General features: G+C 67.3%; 21 protein-coding genes. 9 read left to right on the top strand and 12 right to left on the bottom strand.

Translation table 11 applies throughout. From position 1 onward, the window contains the following. Positions 1-58: 58 nt before the first annotated feature. On the bottom strand, positions 59-1,768 hold the full coding sequence (locus GO608_RS15770; RefSeq protein WP_169199424.1) for an acetolactate synthase 3 catalytic subunit: 1,710 nt from the start codon (positions 1,766-1,768) through the stop codon (positions 59-61). 121 nt (positions 1,769-1,889) lie between these two features. On the opposite strand from GO608_RS15770, the gene GO608_RS15775 reads away from it, so the two are divergent. The 5 genes from GO608_RS15775 to pepN all read left to right on the top strand — a co-directional run bounded on the left by GO608_RS15775 (position 1,890) and on the right by pepN (position 6,606). Then, positions 1,890-2,450, top strand: coding sequence for an RNA polymerase sigma factor (locus GO608_RS15775; protein ID WP_169199425.1), 561 nt, complete (start codon positions 1,890-1,892; stop codon positions 2,448-2,450). Then, positions 2,447-2,821 carry a DUF3619 family protein gene (locus GO608_RS15780; protein WP_169199404.1) on the top strand — a complete coding sequence of 125 codons (375 nt, stop codon included), beginning with the start codon at positions 2,447-2,449 and terminating at the stop codon, positions 2,819-2,821. The genes GO608_RS15775 and GO608_RS15780 overlap by 4 nt, the downstream gene beginning before the upstream one ends. Then, complete coding sequence (locus tag GO608_RS15785; protein ID WP_169199405.1) at positions 2,794-3,246, top strand: DUF3106 domain-containing protein; 453 nt, start codon at positions 2,794-2,796, stop codon at positions 3,244-3,246. Before GO608_RS15780 ends, GO608_RS15785 begins: the two co-directional genes overlap by 28 nt. Positions 3,247-3,271: 25 nt before the next feature. Further along, the gene (locus tag GO608_RS15790) at positions 3,272-3,718 is read left to right on the top strand and encodes an RDD family protein (RefSeq protein WP_169199406.1); all 447 of its coding nucleotides are present in this window, start codon (positions 3,272-3,274) and stop codon (positions 3,716-3,718) included. Positions 3,719-3,897: 179 nt separating this feature from the next. After that, positions 3,898-6,606: an aminopeptidase N gene (pepN, locus tag GO608_RS15795; protein WP_169199407.1), complete on the top strand. Its 2,709-nt coding sequence runs from the start codon at positions 3,898-3,900 to the stop codon at positions 6,604-6,606. Between the two features lie 110 nt (positions 6,607-6,716). Here pepN and GO608_RS15800 read toward each other — a convergent pair whose 3' ends face one another. From GO608_RS15800 to GO608_RS15845, 10 genes are all read right to left on the bottom strand, one after another. After that, positions 6,717-7,163, bottom strand: a complete 447-nt coding sequence (locus GO608_RS15800) for a CBS domain-containing protein (RefSeq protein ID WP_169199408.1) — start codon at positions 7,161-7,163, stop codon at positions 6,717-6,719. Between the two features lie 136 nt (positions 7,164-7,299). Beyond that, the gene (panC, locus tag GO608_RS15805; RefSeq protein ID WP_169199409.1) at positions 7,300-8,130 is read right to left on the bottom strand and encodes a pantoate--beta-alanine ligase; all 831 of its coding nucleotides are present in this window, start codon (positions 8,128-8,130) and stop codon (positions 7,300-7,302) included. A gap of 30 nt (positions 8,131-8,160) precedes the next feature. Further along, positions 8,161-8,976, bottom strand: a complete 816-nt coding sequence (gene panB / locus GO608_RS15810) for a 3-methyl-2-oxobutanoate hydroxymethyltransferase (RefSeq protein ID WP_169199410.1) — start codon at positions 8,974-8,976, stop codon at positions 8,161-8,163. A gap of 100 nt (positions 8,977-9,076) precedes the next feature. Beyond that, entirely contained in the window at positions 9,077-9,718 is a 642-nt protein-coding gene (locus GO608_RS15815) for a deoxynucleoside kinase (protein ID WP_169199411.1), read from the bottom strand. A 15-nt stretch (positions 9,719-9,733) separates the two neighbouring features. After that, positions 9,734-10,096, bottom strand: a complete 363-nt coding sequence (locus tag GO608_RS15820) for a DMT family protein (protein WP_169199412.1) — start codon at positions 10,094-10,096, stop codon at positions 9,734-9,736. A gap of 8 nt (positions 10,097-10,104) precedes the next feature. Further along, positions 10,105-10,629: a 2-amino-4-hydroxy-6-hydroxymethyldihydropteridine diphosphokinase gene (gene folK / locus GO608_RS15825; protein ID WP_169199413.1), complete on the bottom strand. Its 525-nt coding sequence runs from the start codon at positions 10,627-10,629 to the stop codon at positions 10,105-10,107. Continuing rightward, positions 10,626-11,984 (bottom strand): polynucleotide adenylyltransferase PcnB, encoded by a 1,359-nt coding sequence (gene pcnB, locus GO608_RS15830; protein ID WP_169199414.1) that lies wholly within the window; start codon positions 11,982-11,984, stop codon positions 10,626-10,628. The genes folK and pcnB overlap by 4 nt, the downstream gene beginning before the upstream one ends. A 77-nt stretch (positions 11,985-12,061) precedes the next feature. Next, positions 12,062-12,724 (bottom strand): histidinol-phosphatase, encoded by a 663-nt coding sequence (locus GO608_RS15835; protein ID WP_169199415.1) that lies wholly within the window; start codon positions 12,722-12,724, stop codon positions 12,062-12,064. A 77-nt stretch (positions 12,725-12,801) separates the two neighbouring features. Beyond that, positions 12,802-13,473, bottom strand: a complete 672-nt coding sequence (hda, locus tag GO608_RS15840) for a DnaA regulatory inactivator Hda (protein WP_169199416.1) — start codon at positions 13,471-13,473, stop codon at positions 12,802-12,804. Further along, positions 13,470-14,567: an AI-2E family transporter gene (locus GO608_RS15845; RefSeq protein ID WP_169199417.1), complete on the bottom strand. Its 1,098-nt coding sequence runs from the start codon at positions 14,565-14,567 to the stop codon at positions 13,470-13,472. Before GO608_RS15845 ends, hda begins: the two co-directional genes overlap by 4 nt. Before the next feature lie 152 nt (positions 14,568-14,719). Between GO608_RS15845 and purM the strand changes: the two genes are divergently transcribed. From purM to GO608_RS15865, 4 genes are all read left to right on the top strand, one after another. Then, positions 14,720-15,766, top strand: a complete 1,047-nt coding sequence (purM, locus tag GO608_RS15850; protein ID WP_169199418.1) for a phosphoribosylformylglycinamidine cyclo-ligase — start codon at positions 14,720-14,722, stop codon at positions 15,764-15,766. 156 nt (positions 15,767-15,922) lie between these two features. Beyond that, a complete protein-coding gene (locus tag GO608_RS15855; protein WP_169199419.1) occupies positions 15,923-17,083 on the top strand; it encodes an efflux RND transporter periplasmic adaptor subunit in 1,161 nt (386 codons plus the stop codon). A 13-nt stretch (positions 17,084-17,096) separates the two neighbouring features. Then, positions 17,097-20,171, top strand: a complete 3,075-nt coding sequence (locus GO608_RS15860; RefSeq protein WP_169199420.1) for an efflux RND transporter permease subunit — start codon at positions 17,097-17,099, stop codon at positions 20,169-20,171. 63 nt (positions 20,172-20,234) lie between these two features. Beyond that, on the top strand, positions 20,235-21,503 hold the full coding sequence (locus tag GO608_RS15865; protein WP_247003204.1) for a hypothetical protein: 1,269 nt from the start codon (positions 20,235-20,237) through the stop codon (positions 21,501-21,503). Here the strand turns inward: GO608_RS15865 and miaA are convergent. After that, positions 21,483-22,445, bottom strand: a complete 963-nt coding sequence (gene miaA / locus GO608_RS15870) for a tRNA (adenosine(37)-N6)-dimethylallyltransferase MiaA (protein WP_169199422.1) — start codon at positions 22,443-22,445, stop codon at positions 21,483-21,485. The genes GO608_RS15865 and miaA overlap by 21 nt on opposite strands. Between the last annotated feature and the right edge of the window lie 69 nt (positions 22,446-22,514).

Raw genomic sequence — 22,514 nt, forward strand, 5'->3', positions numbered from 1 at the left:
GCCCCGTCGCGCGGCGCGCCGTGGGTTGTGTCGGCGCGCCCCGCGAAACGAACGGTGATTACAGGTCTTCGGCGGACAGGATCATCTCGGTGAGACCCTTGCCGCCCTGGACCATGGGGTAAACGTTTTCGGTCTGGTCGATCTGGAAGTCGAGGAACACCAGGTCGTTCTTGCGGCCGAACGCTTCACGCAGCGCGCCTTCGACGTCGGCCGGCTTTTCGATCTTGAAGCCGACGTGACCGTAGGATTCGGCGAGTTTCGCGAAATCCGGCAGCGAATCCATGTACGACTCGGAGTAGCGCTCGCCGTGGAAGAGCTGCTGCCACTGGCGCACCATGCCGAGATAGCGGTTGTTGAGGTTCACGATCTTGATCGGCAACCGGAACTGCTTGCACGTCGACAGTTCCTGGATGTTCATCTGGATCGAGGCTTCGCCCGTGACGCACGCGACCGGCGAGCCGGGGTGCGCGAGCTGCGCCCCCATCGCGTAGGGCAGGCCGACGCCCATCGTGCCGAGGCCGCCGGAGTTGAGCCAGCGGCGCGGCTTGTCGAAGCGGTAGTACTGCGAGGCCCACATCTGATGCTGGCCGACGTCGGACGTGACGAAGGCCTCACCACCGGTCACTTCCCACAGCTTCTGGATCACGAACTGCGGCTTGATGATCTCGTCCGAGTTCTTGAACTTCATGCAGTCGCGGCGGCGCCATTCGTCGACCTGCTTCCACCACGTGCCGACGTTCTCGGCATCCGGGCGGGCGGACGAGGCTTCGATCTGCCGGATCATCTCTTCGAGCACTTCCTTGACGTCGCCGACGATCGGGACATCGACGCGGACGCGCTTCGAGATCGACGACGGGTCGATGTCGACGTGGATGATCTTGCGCGGCTCTTCGGCGAAATTGGCCGGGTCGCCGATGACGCGGTCGTCGAAGCGCGCGCCGATGGCGAGCAGCACGTCGCTGTAATGCATCGCCATGTTGGCTTCGTACGTGCCGTGCATGCCGGGCATGCCGAGGTACTGGCGGTCGCTCGCCGGGTAACCGCCGAGGCCCATCAGCGTGTTGGTGATCGGGAACCCGAGCAGGCGGGTGAGTTTGGTGAGCTGTTCGGCGGCATCCGACAGCACGACGCCGCCGCCGGTGTAGATCATCGGGCGCTTGGCTTCGAGCAGCAGCTGCACGGCTTTGCGGATCTGCCCCTGGTGGCCCTTGACGACCGGGTTGTACGAACGCATCGAGACCTCTTGCGGGTACTCGAATTCGCACTTGTGCATCGAGACATCCTTGGGGATGTCGACCAGCACGGGCCCCGGACGGCCGGTCTTGGCGAGGTAGAACGCCTTCTTGATCGTCGTCGCGATGTCGCGGACATCCTTGACGAGGAAGTTGTGCTTGACGCACGGGCGGGTGATGCCGACGGTGTCGACTTCCTGGAACGCGTCCTGGCCGATCGCGGCGGTCGGAACCTGGCCGCTGATGATCACCATCGGGATCGAGTCGCAGTAGGCGGTGGCGATGCCGGTGATGGCGTTGGTCGCGCCCGGGCCGGAAGTTACCAGCGCGACGCCTACGGTTTCGGTGCTGCGCGCAAAGCCGTCGGCCGCGTGCACTGCGGCCTGTTCGTGGCGCACCAGTACGTGGCGTACCTTGTCCTGGTTGAAGAGTGCGTCGTAGATGAAGAGGACGGCGCCGCCAGGGTAGCCGAACACATATTCGACCTTTTCTTCCTGAAGACACCTGATTACAATTTCCGCACCAGTCAGCACCATTACAAACTCGCTCATTGTTACGTTCTAAACAGCGAACGTTACCGGTCACTCGACATTTGGTCAAGGCTGCCGCCGCGTTGCAGCAAACCACTGAACAGTCGGGCTTCTGAAGGACTCACAGCTGGCTTCCCGGGTAGAACTCTCGACCTTCCTCGAAGGCGTCGAAAAGCGTGCGTTCAAGCAGGCCGTGTACGCGCTGAGGACCGACGAGGCGGCGCTCGATGCGGTGCAGGACGCGATGCTCAAGCTCTCGGTCAGCTACGCCGACCGTCCGCCCGCCGAACTCCCGCTGCTGTTCCAGCGCATCCTGCAGAACGTGATCTACGACGCGCTGCGGCGGCAGAAGGTGCGTAACGCGTGGACGACGCTGCTGTCGTCATTCACGTCGGGCGACGACGATGCGGATCCCCTCGATACGCTGACTGCCGACTCCGATGCCGCTCACGCCGGCACGCCGCACGCGCAGTTCGAACGCGCGAGGACGATGGCGGCGATCGAACGGGAAATCGCCCGCCTGCCCAATCGTCAACGCGAAGCCTTCCTGCTGCGTTACTGGGAGGAAATGGATATTTCCGAAACCGCCGCTGCGATGGGGTGTTCGGAAGGGAGCGTGAAGACCCACTGTTCGCGCGCCACGCAAACGTTGGCGGCAGCCCTCAAGGCAAAGGGGATCGTGTTATGAACGAACAGGAGTTCGGGCACAAGCTCGCGGTTCATCTTTCGGCCGCAACCCGCGAAATCGACGGCGAGCTCGCTTGCCGGCTGCGCAGTGCACGCGAAGAGGCGCTTCGGGCGAGTTCCCGGGCCGGAAAGTCTGGACGGTTTTTCGGCCGGAAGCTTCGTTTTCGCCTGATGCTTCCTGCCGTGCTCAGGCCTGCCGTACTGGTGTTCGCGGTCCTCGCGACGGTGCTTGCCGGCGATTACTGGGTGACTTGGTCGCGCGTCAACTCCCTTCAGGAAGTGGATACGGCGTTGTTGATCGACGACCTGCCGATCGACGCTTACCTCGACGCGGATTTCAAGGCATGGCTGCAGCAAGACTCGCAATCCTGATCGCAACGCTGGTTTTCGCCGGTGCTGCGGGAGCGGTGACGCCGATCGGAGCGCCCGGATGGCGCGATTTGAACGCCGAACAGAGGCAAATCCTCGCGCCGCTCGCTGACGACTGGAACAGCCTGAGCGAGCCCCACCGGCAGAAATGGATCGGCATTGCCAACAGCTATGGCCGGCTCACGCGCGAGGAGCAGGAGCGCATCCGCGCCCGCATGAAGGCGTGGGCCGATCTCCAGCCCGAACAGCGCGAACGGGCGCGCGACCAGTACCGGACCTTGCGCAACATTCCCCCCGACAAGCGGGAGTCGCTGCCCGAGCTGTGGCAGCGCTACCGCAGCATCCCGCCGGAAGAACGCCAGCCGCAGCACGACAGGCGCGATCGCCGCTCCGAGCCGCGCTCGCCGTTGCGCGCGGACGACAAATGAAACTCTAGCCAGACTGGATCTTCGATTGAACACCCCTTTGCCGCAGCGCCCCCGCGTCGAACTGGCCGGCCTGCGTCGCCGCCTCGCCAGCATGCTGTACGAATCACTGCTCCTGCTCGGTGTCCTCGGGTTGACGTTCATGGTCCCGTATCTTGTGCTCGGCGTCGTCCTGAACGTCGCTCCCGCGGGATGGTTCGCGTGGCTGCATGTGTATCTGGTGCTGGGAGCGTACTTCGTCTGGTACTGGCGGCGGCACGGCCAGACGCTGGCGATGCAGACCTGGCGCCTGCAGCTCGTGACGGCGACGGACGGACGCGCGCTGCCGCTCGCGACAGCCTGGCTGCGCTACACGCTCGCGTGGCCTTCCGTGCTGTGCTTCGGTCTGGGGTTGGCGTGGGCGCTCGTGGACCGCGACCGCCAGTTCCTGCATGACCGGCTCGCCGGAACGCGCGTCGTGTTTCGGCCAGCCTGACCCCGCGCCGCGTCGGACTTACGCAGCTGGTGCCGCTTGCGGCGGCAGCGAAGCGGCCTTCTGCGTCGTGACGCGAACCGTCGTTGGTCTTCCCCCCTCCGCGCGGCGCATTCGTCCCTCCCAAATCCTGCGTATACTTTGAATTTGCCTGAAGGGATCCGGTTCGACCGGAGACGACAATGAAAACGGAAAACGCCCCCAGCATTCTTCGCTCCGCCTATGTGCCCCTCGCGTGGCGGATCGACCACCTCGACCTGCACTTCAACCTCGATCCGGTGGCGACGATCGTCAAAAGCCGTCTGCGCTGCGTACGCAACGCGCTCGCGCCCGCGGCCCCGCTGCGGCTCTTCGGCGAAGACATCGAGCTGCTCGACTTGACGGTCAACGGAGCGCAACCGGCGCCCGATGCAATGACGCGGACCGCTGACGGAATCGAGATCGCGCTGGCGGGAGAAAGCGCGGAAATCGAAATCGCCACCCGCATCGACCCGTCGGCGAACACCACGCTTTCGGGTCTCTACCTGTCTCGCGGCGGCTTCTTCACCCAATGCGAAGCGGAAGGTTTTCGCCGCATAACTTTCTTTCCCGACCGGCCTGACGCGATGACGCGTTTCACCGTCACGCTGGAGGCGGACGCAGCGACGTGCCCGGTCTTGTTGTCGAACGGCAACCTGATCGAACAGGGACCGCTCGACGGGGGCCGACACTACGCCAGGTGGGAGGATCCGTTTCCGAAGCCGTCATATCTCTTCGCGCTCGTCGCGGCGAATCTGGTGTCGCTCGAACGGCGGGTGAACACCGCGTCCGGGCGCGAGGTGCTACTGCAGGTATGGGTCGAAGACGGCAATCTCGACCGCAGCGGGCACGCGATGGATTCGCTGATCCATTCGATGCGCTGGGACGAAGAGACTTTCGGCCTCGAACTCGATCTTGACCGCTTCATGATTGTCGCCGTGAGCGACTTCAACATGGGCGCAATGGAGAACAAGGGCCTCAACATCTTCAACTCGAAGTACGTGCTGGCGAAGCCCGACACGGCCACCGACGTCGATTACGAGAATATCGAAAGCGTCGTCGCGCACGAGTACTTCCACAACTGGACCGGCAACCGCGTGACCTGCCGCGACTGGTTCCAGCTCACACTCAAAGAAGGGCTGACGGTATTCCGCGACCAGCAGTTCTCCGCTGACATGCTCGGACGCATGGCCGAGGCGGGAGGCGAGGCCGCTGCCGCGTCGGCGCGCGCGGTGAAGCGGATCGACGACGTGCGCGTGCTGCGCACCGCGCAGTTTGCCGAGGATGCGGGGCCGATGGCGCACCCGATCCGCCCGGATAGCTATCAGGAAATCAACAACTTCTACACCGCGACAGTGTACGAGAAGGGCGCCGAAGTCATCCGCATGCTGCACACGCTGCTGGGAGCGGAAGGGTTTCGCAACGGCATGGACCTGTATTTCAGCTATCACGACGGGCAGGCGGTGACTTGCGACGATTTCGTCGACTGCATGGCCGAAGCGAACGGCCGCGACCTCGACCAGTTCATGCGCTGGTACGGCCAGGCCGGCACGCCGCGAGTCACGGCGCAAGGGCGCTACGACGCCGAAAGCCGCAGCTACACGCTGACGCTGACGCTGACACAGCACACTCCACCGACGCCGGGCCAGCCTGAAAAGCTGCCGCTCGTGATACCGGTCGCGGTAGGCCTGATCGGGCCGGACGGCACCGACCTGCCGCTGCGGCTGCAGGCCGACAACCACGGCGCGACGACGAAACTGGTCGAGCTGACCGAAGCGGAGCAAAGCTTCCAGTTCACGGACCTCGACTTCGAGCCCGTTCCTTCGCTGCTGCGCGGTTTTTCCGCCCCGGTGATTCTCGAGCTCGACGAGGACGACGCGCGCCTCGCGTTCCGCATGGCCCACGACTCCGATGCGTTCAACCGCTGGGACGCGGCGCAGCGCTATGCGGAACGGGTTGTCCTTGCGCTCGCTGCCGACGCTGCCGCAGGCCGTCCGCTGGCGGTGCCGGACGCTTTCGTCAGCGCCTTCCGCGCCCTGCTGACGAACGACGCGCTCGACCCCGCCTTCAGGGCCCAGGCGGCTGCGCTACCGGCCGAAGCCTATCTGCTCGAACGGATGGCGGTCGCCGATCCGGCGCCGCTGCGCGCGGCGCTGATGGCGCTGATGCGCGAACTGGGCGGGGCGCTCAGCGACGAGTGGCTGACGCTTTACCGCAAGCATGAAGTGAGCGGGCCGTACCGCTATCACCCCGCCGATGCGGGACGACGCGCGCTGCGCAACCTCGCGCTGAAGTATCTCGCTGCCGCCGGAGTCGGCGAAGGTCTCGAGCGGGCGCACGCGCAGTTCGAGCGTTTCGACAACATGACGGAAGGCTTCGGCGCGCTCGCCGCGCTGGTCAACAGCGCAAGTCCGGCGCGCGAGGCGGCGCTCGACGCGTTTCACCGCCGCTACCGTGACGACGCGCTCGTGCTCGACAAGTGGTTCGCGCTGCAGGCCGGCGCGTGGCGTTGGGATGCCGAAGCGGCGCCGGTGCTCGAACGAGTGCGCATGCTGATGGACGATCCGGGGTTCAGCATCGAGAATCCGAACAAGGTCTATGCGCTGCTCGGGAGTTTTTTCCGCGCCAACCCTGCAGAGTTCCATCTGCCGGACGGCAGCGGCTACGTGTTCTGGGCCGACCAGGTGCGGGCGCTCGACCGGCGCAACCCCCAGGTCGCGTCGCGCGTCGCGCGGGCGCTCGAGAGCTGGCGCCGGTTCACTCCGGAAATCCGGGATCGTGTCGGCGTGCAGCTCGAGCGCGTGCGTAGTGTCACCGGACTGTCACCCGACGTCGCGGAGATCATCGACAAGGCGCTGCAGGACGGTCGCTAGCGGGACGCTGGCGCAGCCAGCCGGAATCGGAAGACGAGGTGAGCAGGGCCGGGTGCAGTGTGCTCCGCGGCCCGCGCAGCCGGTCCTGCAGACTGCGTCGCCGCTGCCCCTCAGTTCGTGATGTCGCCGGCGATGTAGCTCGACAGGTGGCTGATCGTCTCTTCCTGCTGGACGATGATCGACTTGACGACGTCGCCGATCGTCACGATGCCAACGATCTTGCCGCGCTCGACGACCGGCAGGTGACGAAAGCGGTTCTCGGTCATGATGTTCATGACCTCATCGACGGTGTGCGATGGCGTGATCGTGCAGACGTTCGGCGTCATCAGCTCGCCAACCGTCGCCTCTTTCGAACTGAGGCCTTTCAGCACCAGTTTCCGCGCGTAGTCCCGTTCGGTGAATATCCCCGTGAGGTGATCGTTTTCCGTCACCAGCACGGCGCCGATGTCGTGCTTGGCCATGACTGCCAGCGCATCGAACACGCTGACGGCCGGTGACACCGCGTGCGCGCCCGCGCCTTTCGTTTCCAGAATCTGCCGCACTGTCGTGGTGGTCATTGCTGCTTCCCTCCTCTTGTCGCTGGCTGCCGTGCCGGGTGGCACCGATGAACACGTCGTCATAGCTTGAATCGACTTCGGCGCGGACGCAAGCGCCACCTGCGCGGGCAAGCGGGCGGGCGGCGCCCGATTCAGTTCAGATTTCGAGATTGTCGATCAGCCGCGTGTGGCCGAGCTTCGCCGCGGCGAGGACGACCAGCGGATCGTCCGCGTGACCCGGAGGCTGCAGGTCCGAACGGCGGCGCACGGCGACATAATCGGGGTGCCAGCCATGCGCGGCGAGCCCGGCCGTCGCCTCGGTTTCGAGCTTCAGGAAATCGCGATCGCCGCCCCGCACCGCATCGCGGATGCGGGCGAGTTCGCGGTACAGCCGCGGCGCTTCGGCACGCTCTTCGGCAGACAGGTAGCCGTTTCGCGACGACAGCGCGAGCCCGTCAGTTGCGCGGATCGTCTCGCCCGGCACCACTTCGACCGCGACGGCCAGTTCGCGCACCATGTTCGTCAACACCATCAGCTGCTGGTAGTCCTTTTTGCCGAACAGCGCGACGTCCGGGCGCACGATGTTGAGGAGCTTCAGCACGACCGTCGCGACGCCGCGGAAGTGGCCGGGACGGAACTCGCCTTCGAGGATCGTGACGTGCGCCGGCGCCGGGTCGACGTGGTACTGCTGCGGTTGCGGGTACATCTCGCCTTCGTCCGGCGCAAACAGGTGGGCGACGCCCGCCGCCTCGAGCCTTTCGCAGTCGTCCTTGAATGTCCGGGGATAGCGGTCGAAGTCGTCGCGCGGGCCGAACTGCAGGCGGTTGACGAAAATGCTCGCAACGATCGAATCGGCATGGCCTGCGGCCTGCCGCATCAGCGCGATGTGCCCGTCGTGCAGGTTGCCCATCGTGGGCACGAGGGCGACTTTGCCGTTGGCCGCAGCGCGGGCAGTGCGCAGGCTCTGGATGGTGGTGTGGATCTGCATGGCGAGGTCTCGGAGCGCGAAGGGCGCGGCTCAATAACAGTGTTCGGGGGCGGGAAAACTGCCGTCCCTGACCGCTCGGACGTAGCTCGCGACGGCTTCGTCGATGCCTGTCTTCCCGGTCATGAAATTCCTGACGAAGCGCGCTTTCTTGCCCGGATAGACGCCGATCATGTCGTGCAGCACGAGCACCTGGCCGTCGCAGTCCGGTCCCGCGCCGATGCCGATCGTCGCCATCGAGGCGAGGCTGGCCGTGATTTCCCGAGCGAGCGCGGCGGGAACCATTTCCATGACCATCAGCGCGGCGCCGGCCTGTTGCAGCGCCAGCGCATCGGCCTTCAACTGCGCCGCTGCGGCCTCGCTGCGCCCCTGCACGCGATAACCTCCCAACTGGTGCACGGACTGCGGCGTGAGCCCGATGTGGGCGCATACCGGTATGCCGCGTTCGACGAGGAAGCGGACGGTTTCGGCCATGAAGGCGCCGCCTTCGAGCTTGACCATTTGCGCGCCGGCGGCGAGCAGGCGGGCAGCGTTGCGCATCGCCTGCGACGAGCTCTCGTGACACGAACCGAACGGCATGTCGGTGACGATGAACGGGCGGGTCGCACCGCGCACGACACATTCGGTGTGATAGATCATGTGCTCCAGCGTCACCGGCAGCGTGGACTTCTGTCCCTGCACGACGTTGCCGAGCGAGTCACCGACGAGGAGGATGTCGACCCCGGCGCGCTCGAGCAGCGACGCGAAGCTCGCGTCATAGCAGGTGAGCATGCTGATCTTGCGCCCTTCGGCGCGCATCTTGCCAATTTCGAACAGGGTGACGGGTTTGTCGTCCTGGAGGTAGCTCATGGGGGACTCCTGAGGAGAGCCGGAGTTTTCCGCAAAATGTCGCGGCGCACAAGTGGGTCTGCGAAAAGCGGGTTGCGAAAAGCTCCGGGCGAGGAGGCGGTCAGCCGGCGTAGCCGAAGAACTCGCGGTACCCGCGCATGTTGCGCAGCCGGTCGAGCAGGAGCTCGAAGTCATCGTCCTGCTCGACCGGGTTGAGGATCTCGGCGTCGACGACGAACAGCGGCGCCGCTTCGTAATCGTAGAAGAACCGCGCGTAGCGCTCGGCGACCTGTTCCAGGTAACGTTCCGTGATGCGGCGTTCGCTTTCCACGCCGCGGCGCCGGATACGCTCGATCAGCGTCTCGGGTTTCGCCTGGAGATAGATCACGAGGTCGGGGTGCCGTACCGCGGCCGGCTGCATGCTCTCGAAGATCCGGCGGTAGAGCGCCAGTTCGTCATCGGCGAGGTTGAGCGCTGCGAACAGCTGATCCTTGTCGAGAACGAAGTCCGACACGACGCGCGGGTGCGCATCGGCGCGTTCGGCGAGCGCGGCGAGCTGGTCGACGCGCTGGAACAGGAATGACAGCTGGGTCGGCAGCGCCCAGCGTTGCGGGTCCTGATAGAAACGCCCGAGAAACGGGTTTCGCTCCGGCTGCTCGAACACCGTCTCGGCCTCGAGCCGCTCCGCGAGCCGGCGCGCGAGGGAGGTCTTGCCGGCGCCGATCGGCCCTTCGATGACGATGTAGCGCGCCTTGTCGAGCATGTGCCGGACCCGTCTCTAGTTGCGGAAAATGAAATATACCGCACCCAGCATACACAACGCGGCCCAAAGGTAATCAAGCTTCATCGGCTGCTTCATGTAAAGCACGACGAACGGTATGAACACGAGCAGCGTGATGACTTCCTGCAGGATCTTGAGCTGCGCAAGGCTGAACTGCGTCGCGCCGATGCGATTCGCCGGCACCTGCAGCAGGTATTCGAACAGCGCGATGCCCCAGCTCACGATCGCCGCGATGAACCAGGCTTTCGACTGCATGTTCCTGAGGTGCCCGTACCACGCGAACGTCATGAACACGTTCGACGCGGCGAGGAGCAGCGCAGTCTGAAGCCATACCGGAATCGTCTGCAGCCACGCAGGCATCGGAGGGGTCAGTCCGGCAGCCTTTCGACTGCCTGGTCACGCACTTCCGACAGGAGGTCGGCGACGCGCCCGCGGCCGGGGATCGTCGCCGCCGGAGCGATTTCCGCGAGCGGGACGAGCACGAAGGCGCGTAGGTGCATGCGCGGATGCGGGATTTGGAGTCCGGGTTCATCGACGCAGTCGTCGCCGTAGAGCAGCAGGTCGAGATCAAGCGTTCTTGGCGCCTGAGGATACGCGCGGGTGCGGCCGAGGCGCGCTTCGATGTCAAACAAGGCGTCGAGCAGCGTCCGTGCGGGCAGCGTCGTCTCGAGCGCGGCGACCGCGTTGAAGAAGTCCGGCTGCCCGCGCACACCCACCGGGGCTGTGCGGTACAGCGCCGAGCGCGCGACAACATGCGTGTCGGGCAACTTGTCGAGGGCTTCGAACGCGGTCCGGAGCGTCGCGACCGACTGGCCGAGGTTCGCGCCCAGCGCGACGAAGGCGCGCACAGGAGCGTGCGGGGCGCCGGTCCGGCCGGGGCCGGATCGTTTCATGACGCGTCGACGGCGGCGGTGTCGGCCTCGGCCGGCTTGCGCCGGCGGCGGCGCCGCTTGCGCTCGGGCGCTTCGCCGCGGCCGGCTGCCTCGGCAAGCAGCGCTTCGCGCGCGTCGTGACCGGCGTGTGCGAACCGGTCCCACCACTCGGGGAGCGCCAGGTCGATTTCGCCCGACTGCGCGCGCAAACGCAGGAAGTCCCATGCGGCGCGGTAACGCGGCTGTTCGATGAGGCGGTAGGGCGTCTTGCCGCTGCACTTGTCGAAGCGCGGTTGCAGCGCCCAGATTTCCTTGATGTCCCCGACGATGCGCCGCGTAATCGCGAGCTTGCCGGCCTGCGCTTCGAGCACGTCGTCCATCGCCGCGAACAACGCGGGCTGGGTGTGCTCGCCGTTGCGCTTGCGCGTTTCCCACGCGGCGAGCACTTCGTGCCACAGCAGCGTCGCGAACAGGAAGCCCGGCGACACCGACTTGTCCTGGCGCACGCGCTCGTCGGTATTCTCGAGGGCCAGCCTGACGAAGCGTTCGCCCATCGGCTGTTCAAGGATCACGTCGAGCAGCGGCAGCAGGCCGTGGTGCAGGCCTTCCTCGCGCAGCTGCTCAAGGCATTTCAGCGCGTAGCCGGAGAACAGCAGCTTCAGCATCTCGTCGAAGAGCCGCGCGGCCGGCACGTTTTCGAGCAGCGATGCCATTTCGCGAATCGGGTTGCGCGCGGCAGGGTCGAGCGTCAGCCCGAGCTTGGCGCCGAGTCGTACGCCGCGCAACATCCGCACCGGGTCTTCGCGGTAACGCGCGCGCGGGTCGCCGATGATGCGCAGCGTCTTCTGCTTCAGGTCGGCGACGCCGTGGTGGTAATCGACGATCTGCTCGGTCGTCGGATCGTAATACAGCGCGTTGACGGTGAAGTCGCGCCGGGTTGCGTCCTCGGCCTGCGAGCCGAAGACGTTGTCGCGCAGCACCCGGCCGTGTTCGTCGGTTTCAGTGCTCTCCGCCACCTGGCTCGCGCGAAACGTCGACACTTCGATCGTCTCCGGACCGCTCATGACATGAACGATCTTGAAGCGGCGACCGATGATGCGCGAGCGGCGGAACAGCGCACGGACTTCCTCGGGCGTCGCGCTCGTCGCGACGTCGTAGTCTTTCGGCGGGTGGCCGACCAGGAGGTCGCGCACTGCGCCGCCGACGACGAAGGCCTTGTGGCCGTGTTCCTGCAGCACGGTGCAGACCTTGCGCGCGACCGGCGAGATCTGTTCGCGGCGAACGCCATGCTGAGCGACGGGAATCAGCGCGGGTTCGGTATTCACGACTGGCAGCGCGGCGCGCTGGAAGACTTTGCGCAGCAGCTTGCGGATCATTGGAAAGAGGGCGGAGCGGTCAACATAAGCGTGCAATCATAACCGATGCGCAGGGGTTGCAGGGCACTGCTGCCACCTTACCGCAGCGAGATGACCGGCCAGCCGTTGGCGAGCGCCTGCGCGCGCAGCGTGTCGTCGGGGTCGACGGCGACCGGATCGGTGACGCGCGCCATCAGCGGCAGGTCGTTGTGCGAGTCGCTGTAGAACCACGAGCGCGAGAAGCTGCCGTGATACAGGCCGAGCGACTCGAGCCAGCTGTCGACACGCTCGATCTTGCCCGCCTTGAACGCCGGCGTGCCGCGCGGCTTGCCGGTGAAGGCGCCGTGTTCCTGCGCCGGGACCGTCGCGACGAGATGGGGAATGCCGAATTCGCGCACGATCGGGCCGGTGACGAAGCTGTTCGTCGCCGTGACCACTGCGACCAGCGCGCCGCGGTCGAGCTGTTCGCGCACGAGCCGGCGGGCCTTGTCGGTGATCATCGGCGCGACGGCGGTCGCCATGAATTCGCGGTGCCACGCATCGAGCTGCGCGCGCGGATGGCGCGCGAGCGGGGCGAGCTGAAAGTCGAGGAACTCGAAGATGTCGAGCGTGCCGGCCTTGTACTGCTCGTAGAAGCCGATGTTCTTCGCTTCCTGCACTTCGCGGTCGAGCACGCCCTTGGCGATGAGGAACTGCGCCCACGCGAAATCGGAGTCGCCGTCGAGCAGCGTGTTGTCGAGGTCGAAGAGTACGAGGTCCAAGCTGGTTTCCTTGAAGGGGAGGGGGTAGTTCGGGGCAGCAGGCGTGCCGGGCGCGATGCGAGGATGGGGGCCCGCGCTCATATGTCGAGACCGGCCTGGATCATCTCGCGCAACAGCGGCAGCGTGACCGCGCGCTTGCGTTCGAGCGACGCGGAGTCGAGCGCATCGAGCACCGCGAGCAGGCTCGGCAGGTCGCGACGGCCGTGGCGCAGCAGGAAATCGGTCACTTCGTCGGCGAGCGGCAGGCCGCGCCGTTCGGCGAGCGTGCGCAGGATCGCCGCGCGCGCTTCATCGTCGAGCGGGCGGACTTCATAGACCAGGCACTGTCCGACGCGCGTGCGCAGATCCTCGCGCACCGCAAGCTGCAGCGGAGCGGTCGCACCAGCGAGGAGCAGCGTCTGGCCGTTGCCGCGCGCGCGGTTGAACGCGTTGAACAGCGCGACCTGCGCCGCGGCGTCGAGCGCGTCGACGTCGTCGACCGCGAGCAGCGCGCCGCCGGTCTGCGACAGCTCGTCACCCGCCTCGGCGGCCGGGATGTAGAGAGCCGGCCGCCCTGCGGCGAGCGCGCCGGCGACCGCCGCACGCAACAGATGGCTGCGACCGCTGCCTGCGGGGCCCCAAAGATACAGGTGAGCGGCGTGGGGTCCGATCGCGTCGAGCGCGGCGACCAGTTCGTCGTTGCTGCCGACGACGAAGTTGTCGAGCGTCGGCGGCGCATCGGGGCGGATGTCGAGCACGAGCTGTTTCACTTGCCGATCTCCTCGATGCGCGATTCGTTGTCGCCCTGGTAGAGGCGGCTCGCGACCCACGCGGTACGCAGTTCGCGCAAGCCGACGAGGATCGCTGCACTCGCCGGCAGCGCGACGAGCACGCCGACGAAGCCGAACAGCTGGCCGAACGCCATCAGCGCAAAGATCACCGCAACCGGATGCAGGCCGATGCGCTCGCCGACGAGGTAGGGCGTCAGCACGAAGCTCTCGATTGCCTGCCCGAGGCTATACACGATCGCGACGCCGATCAGCGGCGACCAGCCGTCGGCCTGCAGCAGTGCAGTGAGGATCGCGAGGATCAGGCCGCCGCCGAAGCCGACGTACGGGATGAAAACGAGCAGGCCGGTGATGACGCCGACCGGCAGCGCGAACTTCAGTCCGGCCAGCCACAGGCCGACGCTGTAGAACACCGCGAGCAGCAGCATCACGGAGAGCTGGCCGCGCAGGAACTGCGACAGCACCGAGTCGATGTCGTTGAAGATGCGCAACGTGCGCGGCAGCATCGGGCGCGGGATGATGGCCTGCACGTTCGCGACCAGGTGCGGCCAGTCCTGCAGCAGGTAGAACATCACGACCGGGATCAGCAGCACGAGCGCCGCGAGGCCGACCAGCGCGCTGCCGCCTTCGCGGAGGTGGCCGAGGATGACCGGCACCAGGTCCTGCGCAGTGCTCCAGTTCTCGGTGATCCAGGTGCGCACGAACGCCGTATCGAGCTGCACGTCGATGCCGAAGCGCTCCAGCAGTCGCGGCGCGACGCGCGAATTGAGCAGCTCGATCAGATCCGGCAGACGGCCGACGAGCGCGATCGCCTCGCGATAGATCATCGGCGCGAGGATCAGCAGCAGCAGCAGCAACATCGCGCCCAGGCCGAGGATCACCAGCAGCACTGCGAGGGGGCGTGGGATGCGGCGTCGGACCATCCAGCGCACCGCCGGGTCGCAGATGTATGCGAACACCGCCGCGATCACGAACGGCGCGAGGATCGGCCCGAGCGCGTAGAGCAGCGCGACGAGCGCAAGCGCTACGCCTACCCACACGGCGGATTGCAGACGGTCGGCGCGGGATTGGGTCATTTCGAGTAAAATCGCGAGCTTGGCGCGGATGCCCGGCAAGTGCCGGAGTGACCCGCGAAACCCGTAAATGTAGCCACTTGGCGTTGCGGCCTCAAGTTTCCCGCTCGCCAGGTCCGGCCGACCCCCGCATTCCGCACGCTAGAGGAACCCACTTGAGCTCCCCGAAACCTTCGCTTTCCTACCGCGACGCCGGTGTCGATATCGATGCCGGCGACGCGCTCGTCGACCGCATCAAGCCGCTCGCCAAACGCACCATGCGCCCTGAAGTGCTGGGCGGCATCGGCGGCTTCGGCGCGCTGTTCGAGCTGTCGAAAAAGTACCGCGAGCCGGTGCTGGTGTCGGGCACCGACGGCGTCGGCACGAAACTCAAGCTCGCGTTCCAGCTGAACAGGCACGACACCGTCGGCCAGGATCTGGTCGCGATGAGCGTCAACGACATTCTCGTCCAGGGCGCCGAACCGCTGTTCTTTCTCGACTACTTCGCCTGCGGCAAGCTCGATGTCGATACTGCGGCAGCGGTCGTCGGCGGCATTGCGCGCGGCTGCGAGCTGTCCGGCTGCGCGCTGATCGGCGGCGAGACCGCCGAGATGCCGGGGATGTACCCCGACGGCGAATACGACCTGGCCGGCTTCGCGGTCGGCGCAGTCGAGAAGTCCGAGATCATCGACGGCTCGCGGATCGTCCCCGGCGACGTCGTCCTCGGCCTCGCGTCGAGCGGCGCGCATTCGAACGGCTATTCGCTGATCCGCAAGATCATCGACCTTGCCAAGCCCGACCTCGACGCCGACTTCCACGGCCGTCCGCTGCGCGACGTGATCCTCGAGCCGACGCGCCTGTACGTGAAGCCGATGCTCGGCCTGATGCAGGCGATCCCCGGCGTCGTCAAGGGCATGGCGCACATCACCGGCGGCGGCCTGCTCGAGAACGTGCCGCGCATCCTCGGCGAGACGCTCACGGCGCGGCTGGAGGCGTCGTCGTGGACGCTGCCGCCGCTGTTCCAATGGCTCAGGGACGCCGGCAACGTCGACGCGCAGGAAATGTATCGCGTCTTCAACTGCGGCGTCGGCATGGTCGTTATCGTATCGGCGGCGCAGGCCGACGTGGCCGTGCAGAACCTCGAGGCCGCGGGCGAAACCGTCTATCGGCTCGGCCGGATCGAGTCGCGGGCCGAAGGCGCGGCGCAGACGACAGTCGGCTGAGTTCGGCCGGATGTGCGGTCCGTTGCGCGGGTGCCTCTCCGCGCCGCGGCGCGCGCGGCAAACGCCAGGGGCGCGCCGACATCCGATGCGCGCGGTTTTTCCGAACTTTCGCCAGTCCCGTCGCGGGCAGGTCCGTCACCAGAGCCTCCGTCCTTCATGCCCGCCCCTCGTCGCCTGATCGTCGCCCTCAGCCTCGTCGGCCTCGCCGCGCTTGCGAGCTACGCGTATTACGCGAACCGCAGCCCGGCGATACCGCAGCCGCCCGGCGCGGCGCCTGTGGCCGAGCGAGGCAGTGGCGGCGCAGCCGGTGCTGCGGCCAATGCGGTGCCGGTCAGTGTCGAGACCGTCACCGTGACGTCCGAGACCGTCGCCGACGACGTCACTGCGGTCGGCACGCTGCGCTCGAACGAATCGGTCGTGCTGCGGCCCGAAGTCGCCGGCCGCATCGCCGCGATCCGGTTCCGCGAAGGCGGGCCGGTACGACGCGGCGAAGTGCTGATCGAACTCGACGCAGCGGTGCAGCAGGCCGAAGTGCAGCAGGCGAAAGCGAACCTCGCGCTCGCGGAGGCGAATTACGGCCGCACTGACGATCTCTTCAAGCGCAAGTTCCTTAGCCACACCGCGCGCGACGAAGCCGCTTCGCAGCTCGAAGTCGCGCGCGCGAACATGGCGCTCGCCCAGGCCCATCTCGAGCGCATGCGTATCCGCGCGCCGTTCGCGGGCGTCGTCGGGATCCGCAACGTCAGCGTCGGCGACTACGTCAAGGAAGGCGACGACCTGGTCAATCTCGAGGACATCGCGACGCTGAAAGTCGATTTCCGCCTGCCGGAAAACTATCTCGCGCGCGTGCGCCCCGGGCAGACGCTCGAACTCACCTCCGACGCGATTCCCGATCAGCGCTTCGAAGCGCGGGTCGCCGCGATCGACCCGCTCGTCGATGAACAGGGGCGCTCCGTCGTGATGCGCGCGACGTTGCCGAACGAAGGACTGCGGCTGCGCCCGGGGATGTTTGCGCGCGTGCGGCTGATCCTGCAGCAGCGCGCTGACGTCGCGATCCTGCCCGAGGAGGCGCTGGTGTCGGCGCCCGGCAACGTGCAGTTCGTCTATCGCGTCGTCGACGGCAAGGCGCAGCGCGTCGAGGTGTCGACCGGGGTGCGGCGCGGCACCCGCGTCGAAGTCGTGCGCGGCCTGCAGGCCGGCGACGTCGTCGTGACGGCGGGCCAGCTCAAGCTGCGCGACGGGGCGCCGGTGCGCGTCGTGCGCGCGGACGGGACCGGCGAGGTGCCTTCGGCAGGCGTCGCCGGCGGAGCCGGTTGACCGGAGACGCGCGATGATCCTGTCCGAAATCTGCATCAAGCGTCCGGTGTTCGCGACGGTGCTGTCGCTGCTGGTGCTGCTCGTCGGGCTGATGTCGTATTCGCGCCTGACGGTGCGCGAATACCCGAACATCGACGAGCCGGTCGTCACCGTCGATACGACCTACACCGGCGCGAGCGCCGAGATTGTCGAATCGCAGGTCACGAAGCCGCTCGAGGATTCGCTCGCCGGCATCGAAGGCGTCGACGTGATCCAGTCGATCAGCCGCCAGGAGCGCAGCCAGATCACGATCCGCTTTCGCATCGAGCGCGACGCCGACAGCGCCGCGGCCGACGTACGCGACCGTGTGTCCCGCGCGCGGCGCCAGCTGCCCGACGACATCGACGAGCCGGTGATCGCAAAAGTCGAGGCCGACGCGAGCCCGATCATCTGGATCGCGTTCTCGTCGGATCGCCACTCGTCGCTCGAACTGAGCGACATCGCCAGCCGCATCGTCAAGCCGCGGCTGCAGACGCTCTCCGGCGCCGCCGACGCGCGCGTGTTCGGCGAGCGCCGCTATTCGATGCGCATCTGGCTCGATCGCGACCGGCTGGCGGCGTTCAACCTCACGCCGCAGGACGTCGAGGACGCGATCCGGCGCCAGAACGTCGAGCTGCCGGCCGGGCGCATCGAAAGCCGCGAGCGCGAATTCGCTGTCGTCGCGCAGACCGATCTCGACGAGCCGCAGGAGTTCGAGGCGATCGTCGTGCGCGAACCCGGGACGGCCGATGGGCGCCCGGTCCGTATCCGCGACATCGGTCGCGTCGAAGTCGCCGCGCAGAGCGAGCGCACGCTGGTGCGCTTCATGGGCAAGCCGGCGGTGTCGCTCGGCCTGATCAAGCAGTCGGTCGCGAACCCGCTCGACCTCAAGCGCGGGCTCGTCGAGATGATGCCGGTGCTCGAAGCCGAGCTGCCCGAAGGCATGACGATGAGCATCGCGAACGACACGACCGTGTTCATCGAACGCTCGATCGCATCGGTGTTCGCGACGATCTGGGAGGCCGTGCTGCTGGTCGCGATGATCTGCTTCTTCTTCCTGCGCAACTGGCGCGCGATGCTGGTGCCGCTGGTGACGATTCCGGTGTCGCTCGTCGGCGCGTTCACGCTGATGCTGGTGTTCGGCTTCTCGATCAACACGCTGACCTTGCTCGCGCTGGTGCTCGCGATCGGCCTCGTCGTCGACGACGCCATCGTCGTGCTCGAGAACATCTACCGGCATGTCGAGGACGGCATGGAGCCCGTCCAGGCGGCTTTTCGGGGCGCGCGCGAGATCGGCTTCGCTGTCGTCGCGATGACGATCACGCTCGCCGCGGTGTATGCGCCGGTCGCGTTCATGACCGGACGCACCGGCAAGCTGTTCACCGAGTTCGCGCTGACGCTCGCCGGCGCGGTGATCGTGTCGGGCTTCGTCGCGCTGACGCTGTCGCCGATGATGTGCTCGAAGCTGCTGCGCCACGAGCAGCGGCACGGCCGCTTCTACAACGCGATCGAGCGGTTCCTCGGCGGGCTGACCAACGGCTACCGCCGCGCGCTGATCGCCGCGCTGCAACTGCGCTGGGCCGTGGTGCTCGCGTTCATCGTCGTCGCCGGCTTGTCGCTGGTGCTGCTCAAGACGTTGAAGACGGAACTCGCGCCGGTCGAGGACCGCGGCCGCGTCGTCGGCATCTTTTCGGGGCCGGAAGGCGCGACGATCGACTTCATGGGGCGCTACGCCGAACAGGTCGAGGCGATTTTCGCCCAGACGCCGGAAGTCGACCGCTACCTCGTCATTTCCGGCAACCCGACGGTGTCCCAAGGGATCTCGTTCGCCGGCTTCACCGACTGGGCCGAGCGCGAGCGCAGCGCCGCCGAGATCGCGGGCGAGCTGCGGCCGAAGCTCTCGGCGGTACCGGGGCTGCTCGCGTTCCCCGTGCTGCCCGCCGCGTTTGGGCAGAGCTCCCGCTCGCGTCCGGTCAGCTTCGTCATCACAACGTCGGAGTCGTATGACGAACTCGCACGCCACACCGAGCGGATGCTCGACGAGCTGCGCGCCCATCCGGGCTTCGTGTCGCCGGACACCGACCTGAAGCTGACGAAGCCGGAACTCGCCGTCGACGTCGACCGCGACCGCGCCGCCGACCTCGGAATTCCCGTCGACGTGATCGGCCGCACGCTCGAGACGATGCTCGGCGGGCGGCAGGTTACGCGCTACAAGAAGGACGCCGAGCAGTACGACGTGATCGTGCAGGTCGAGGCGGCAAGCCGCGCCATTGCGCGCGACATCCGCGAGATCTACGTGCGCGGCAAAAGCGGCGAGATGGTGCCGCTCGCGAACCTCGTGCAGGTGCGCGAGACGGTCAGCCCGCGCGAGCTCAACCACTTCGGCCAGCGGCGGTCGGTGACGATCTCGGCAAACCTCGCGCCGGATCTTGCGCTCGGCGAAGCGCTGGCGTTTCTCGAACAGACGGCGGCGCGAGTGCTGCCCGCCGGCTACGCGATCGACTACGACGGCCAGTCGCGCGAATTCAAGACCAGCTCGGCGAGCCTCGCGCTGACTTTCGTGCTTGCGCTGGCGTTCATCTACCTCGTGCTCGCGGCGCAGTTCGAGAGCTTCCGCGACCCGTTCATCATCATGCTGACGGTGCCGCTGTCGATGACCGGCGCGCTCGCGGCGCTGTATTTCACCGGCGGCACGCTGAACGTGTATAGCCAGATCGGGCTCGTCACGCTCGTCGGCTTGATCACGAAGCACGGCATCCTGATCGTCGAGTTCGCGAACCAGCTGCGCGACGAGGGCGCTGCGCTGCGCGATGCGGTCATCGCCGCGTCGGTGCTGCGGCTGCGCCCGATCCTGATGACGACCGGGGCGATGGTGCTCGGCTCGATCCCGCTCGCGCTCGCGACCGGCGCCGGCGCCGAGAGCCGGCAGCAGATCGGCTGGGTCATCGTCGGCGGCCTGCTGCTCGGCACGGTGTTCACGCTGTTCGTCGTGCCGACCGTCTATACGCTCCTCGCACGCCGCGAGCGCACCCGCATCGAGGCCGAACAGCCGGTCGCGGCGACAGAATAAGTGCCGCATTCGCAGCCTCAACAAGTCCTTTCGCGGCCGCGTTCGGCTCTCGCCGCGTGGCTGATGATGGCGCTGGTGCTGCTGTCGCTCGCGTACGGTGCGCGCACCGGCGTTCCGGCCTGGCCCGCCGGCCTCGCCGCGTGGGGTGCGGCAATCGCGCTGTGGCCGCGCCTCGACCACAAGCAGCACCGCTTCGCGATCATCCTTTCCGGGCTCGGCGCCGTCGCGCTCGCGGTTGCGCTGTGGCGCGACCAGAGCCCTTCGTGGAGCGGCCTGCTGACGAAGAACACGCCGCTGCTCGGAATGCTCGCCGCGGTGAGCTTTCTGCAGCTCGTCGGCATGGGGAGCGACGACGACCGACCCCTTCCGCGCGGGCGACGCGCGTTGTGGCAGACGATGGCCGGCGTGCACGTTTTCGGCGCCGTGATCAACATGTCGGTGATTTTCATCGTCGCCGAGCGGCTTGCGCAGGCCGGGCGGCTGTCGCCGCGACAGGCCGCCGCGATCGCGCGCCCCTTCATGCTCGCGGCGCTGTGGTCGCCGTTCTTCGGCGCCATGGCGGTCGCGCTGACGTATGCGCCCCAGGCCCGCCTTGCCGACGTAGCGCTTGCCGGCGCCCCGCTGGCAGCGGTACTGGTGTGGGTCGCGGGGCGGACGCTGCCGCCGGCGGCAGCGGGCGAGGATCCCGACTTCGTCGGTTTTCCGATGCGCCTGTCGGCGCTGTGGCTGCCGCTCGCGCTGACGGGCATCGTGAGCGCGGGTCATTTCCTGCTGCCCGCGTGGTCGTCGCTCGCGATCATCACCGGTGCGGCGCTGGCGATCAGCGTGACCGCAGTGTTTGTGCGCAGCGGGCCGGGCGACGGCCTCGAACGCATCATCGATCACGCCCAGCGGCGCCTGCCGGCGATGTCCGGCGAGCTGATGCTGTTCCTCGCCGCAGGCGTGCTCGCGACCGGCCTGCAGGCGCTGATGCAGACCGATTCCGGCTGGCTGCCGTTCGAGCGATTCGGCCCGCTCCAGGCGGCGCTCGTGCTCGGGCTGATGATTGCGCTGTCGGCGATCGGCGTGCATGCGGTGGTGACGATCGTCATCGCGTCGGCGTGGCTCGCGCCGCTCGCGCCCGACCCGCTGCTGCTCGCGCTGATGTTCCTGATGAGCTGGGGCATCGGCCTTGCGCTCAATCCGATGTCCGGCGTGCATCTGTCGCTGCAAGGGCGCTTCGCGCTGCCGGCGCTCGGGCTCGCGCGTGCGAACCTGCGCTACTGCATCGCGGCCTACGCGCTCGCGGTCGTGTGGCTGTTCGGCGTCGCGCTAGTGCGCGGCGTCCCGTGAGGCGGCGAGCAGGCGCGTTGCGGCTGCGCCGACGGCATCGGTCAGGTCCGCGCGCAGGCAGTCGAGCTCGACGAGCCCGGGCCAGCTGTCGCGGAACTGGCGTTGCCACGTGAGCTGCCGCTTGGCGAGCTGGCGCGTCGCGGCGATGCCCTTGAAGCGCATCGTGTCGTAATCGTCGCGGCCGTCGAGATATTCCCATACCTGCCGGTAGCCGACGCAGCGCATCGACGGCAGCGCCGCGTCGAGCGTGTAGCGCGCGCGCAGCGCACGCAGCTCGTCGACGAGGCCGGCCGCGAGCATCTGGTCGAAGCGCTGCTCGATGCGCGCATGCAGCACCGCGCGATCCGACGGCACGAGCGCGATCGGCAGCATGCGGAACGGCAGCGCTGCGGCCTCGCGCCGGGCGTAGCTCTCGGCAAGCGGGCGTCCGGTCAAGCGCACGATCTCGAGCGCGCGCTGGATGCGCTGCGCGTCGGCCGGGTCGAGCCGCGCGGCGGCGTCCGGATCGAGCTGTGCGAGTTGCGCATGCAGGGCGGGCCAGCCGAGGCGCGCCGCGGCGGCATCGATGTCCGCGCGCAGGTCGGCGTCGGCAGCGGGCAGGTCCGACAGCCCGTCGCGCAGCGCCTTGAAGTACAGCATCGTGCCGCCGGCGAGCAGCGGGATGCGCCCGCGCGCGTGGATCTCGCCGATCAGCCGCAGCGCGTCGCGACGAAAGTGGGCTGCCGAGTAGCTTTCTTCGGGCGACACGATGTCGATCAGGTGGTGCGGGCAGGCGGCGCGTTCCGCTGCGGTCGGCTTCGCGGTGCCGATGTCCATGTCGTGATAGACGAGGGCCGAATCGACACTGACGATCTCGATCGGCAGCACGCGCGCCAGTGCCAGTGCGGAAGCGGTCTTGCCGCTGGCAGTGGGGCCGAGCAGGAGGAGGACGGAGGGCTGCATCGGGGGCTGGGCGGTGGCGGGGAGCGGTGGCGGAGAATCCGGGAAGGAATTGTAGCGGCGAAGCGCGAT

The organism is Aromatoleum buckelii (assembly GCF_012910785.2).
In the GTDB taxonomy this organism is placed as follows: Bacteria; Pseudomonadota; Gammaproteobacteria; order Burkholderiales; family Rhodocyclaceae; genus Aromatoleum; species Aromatoleum buckelii.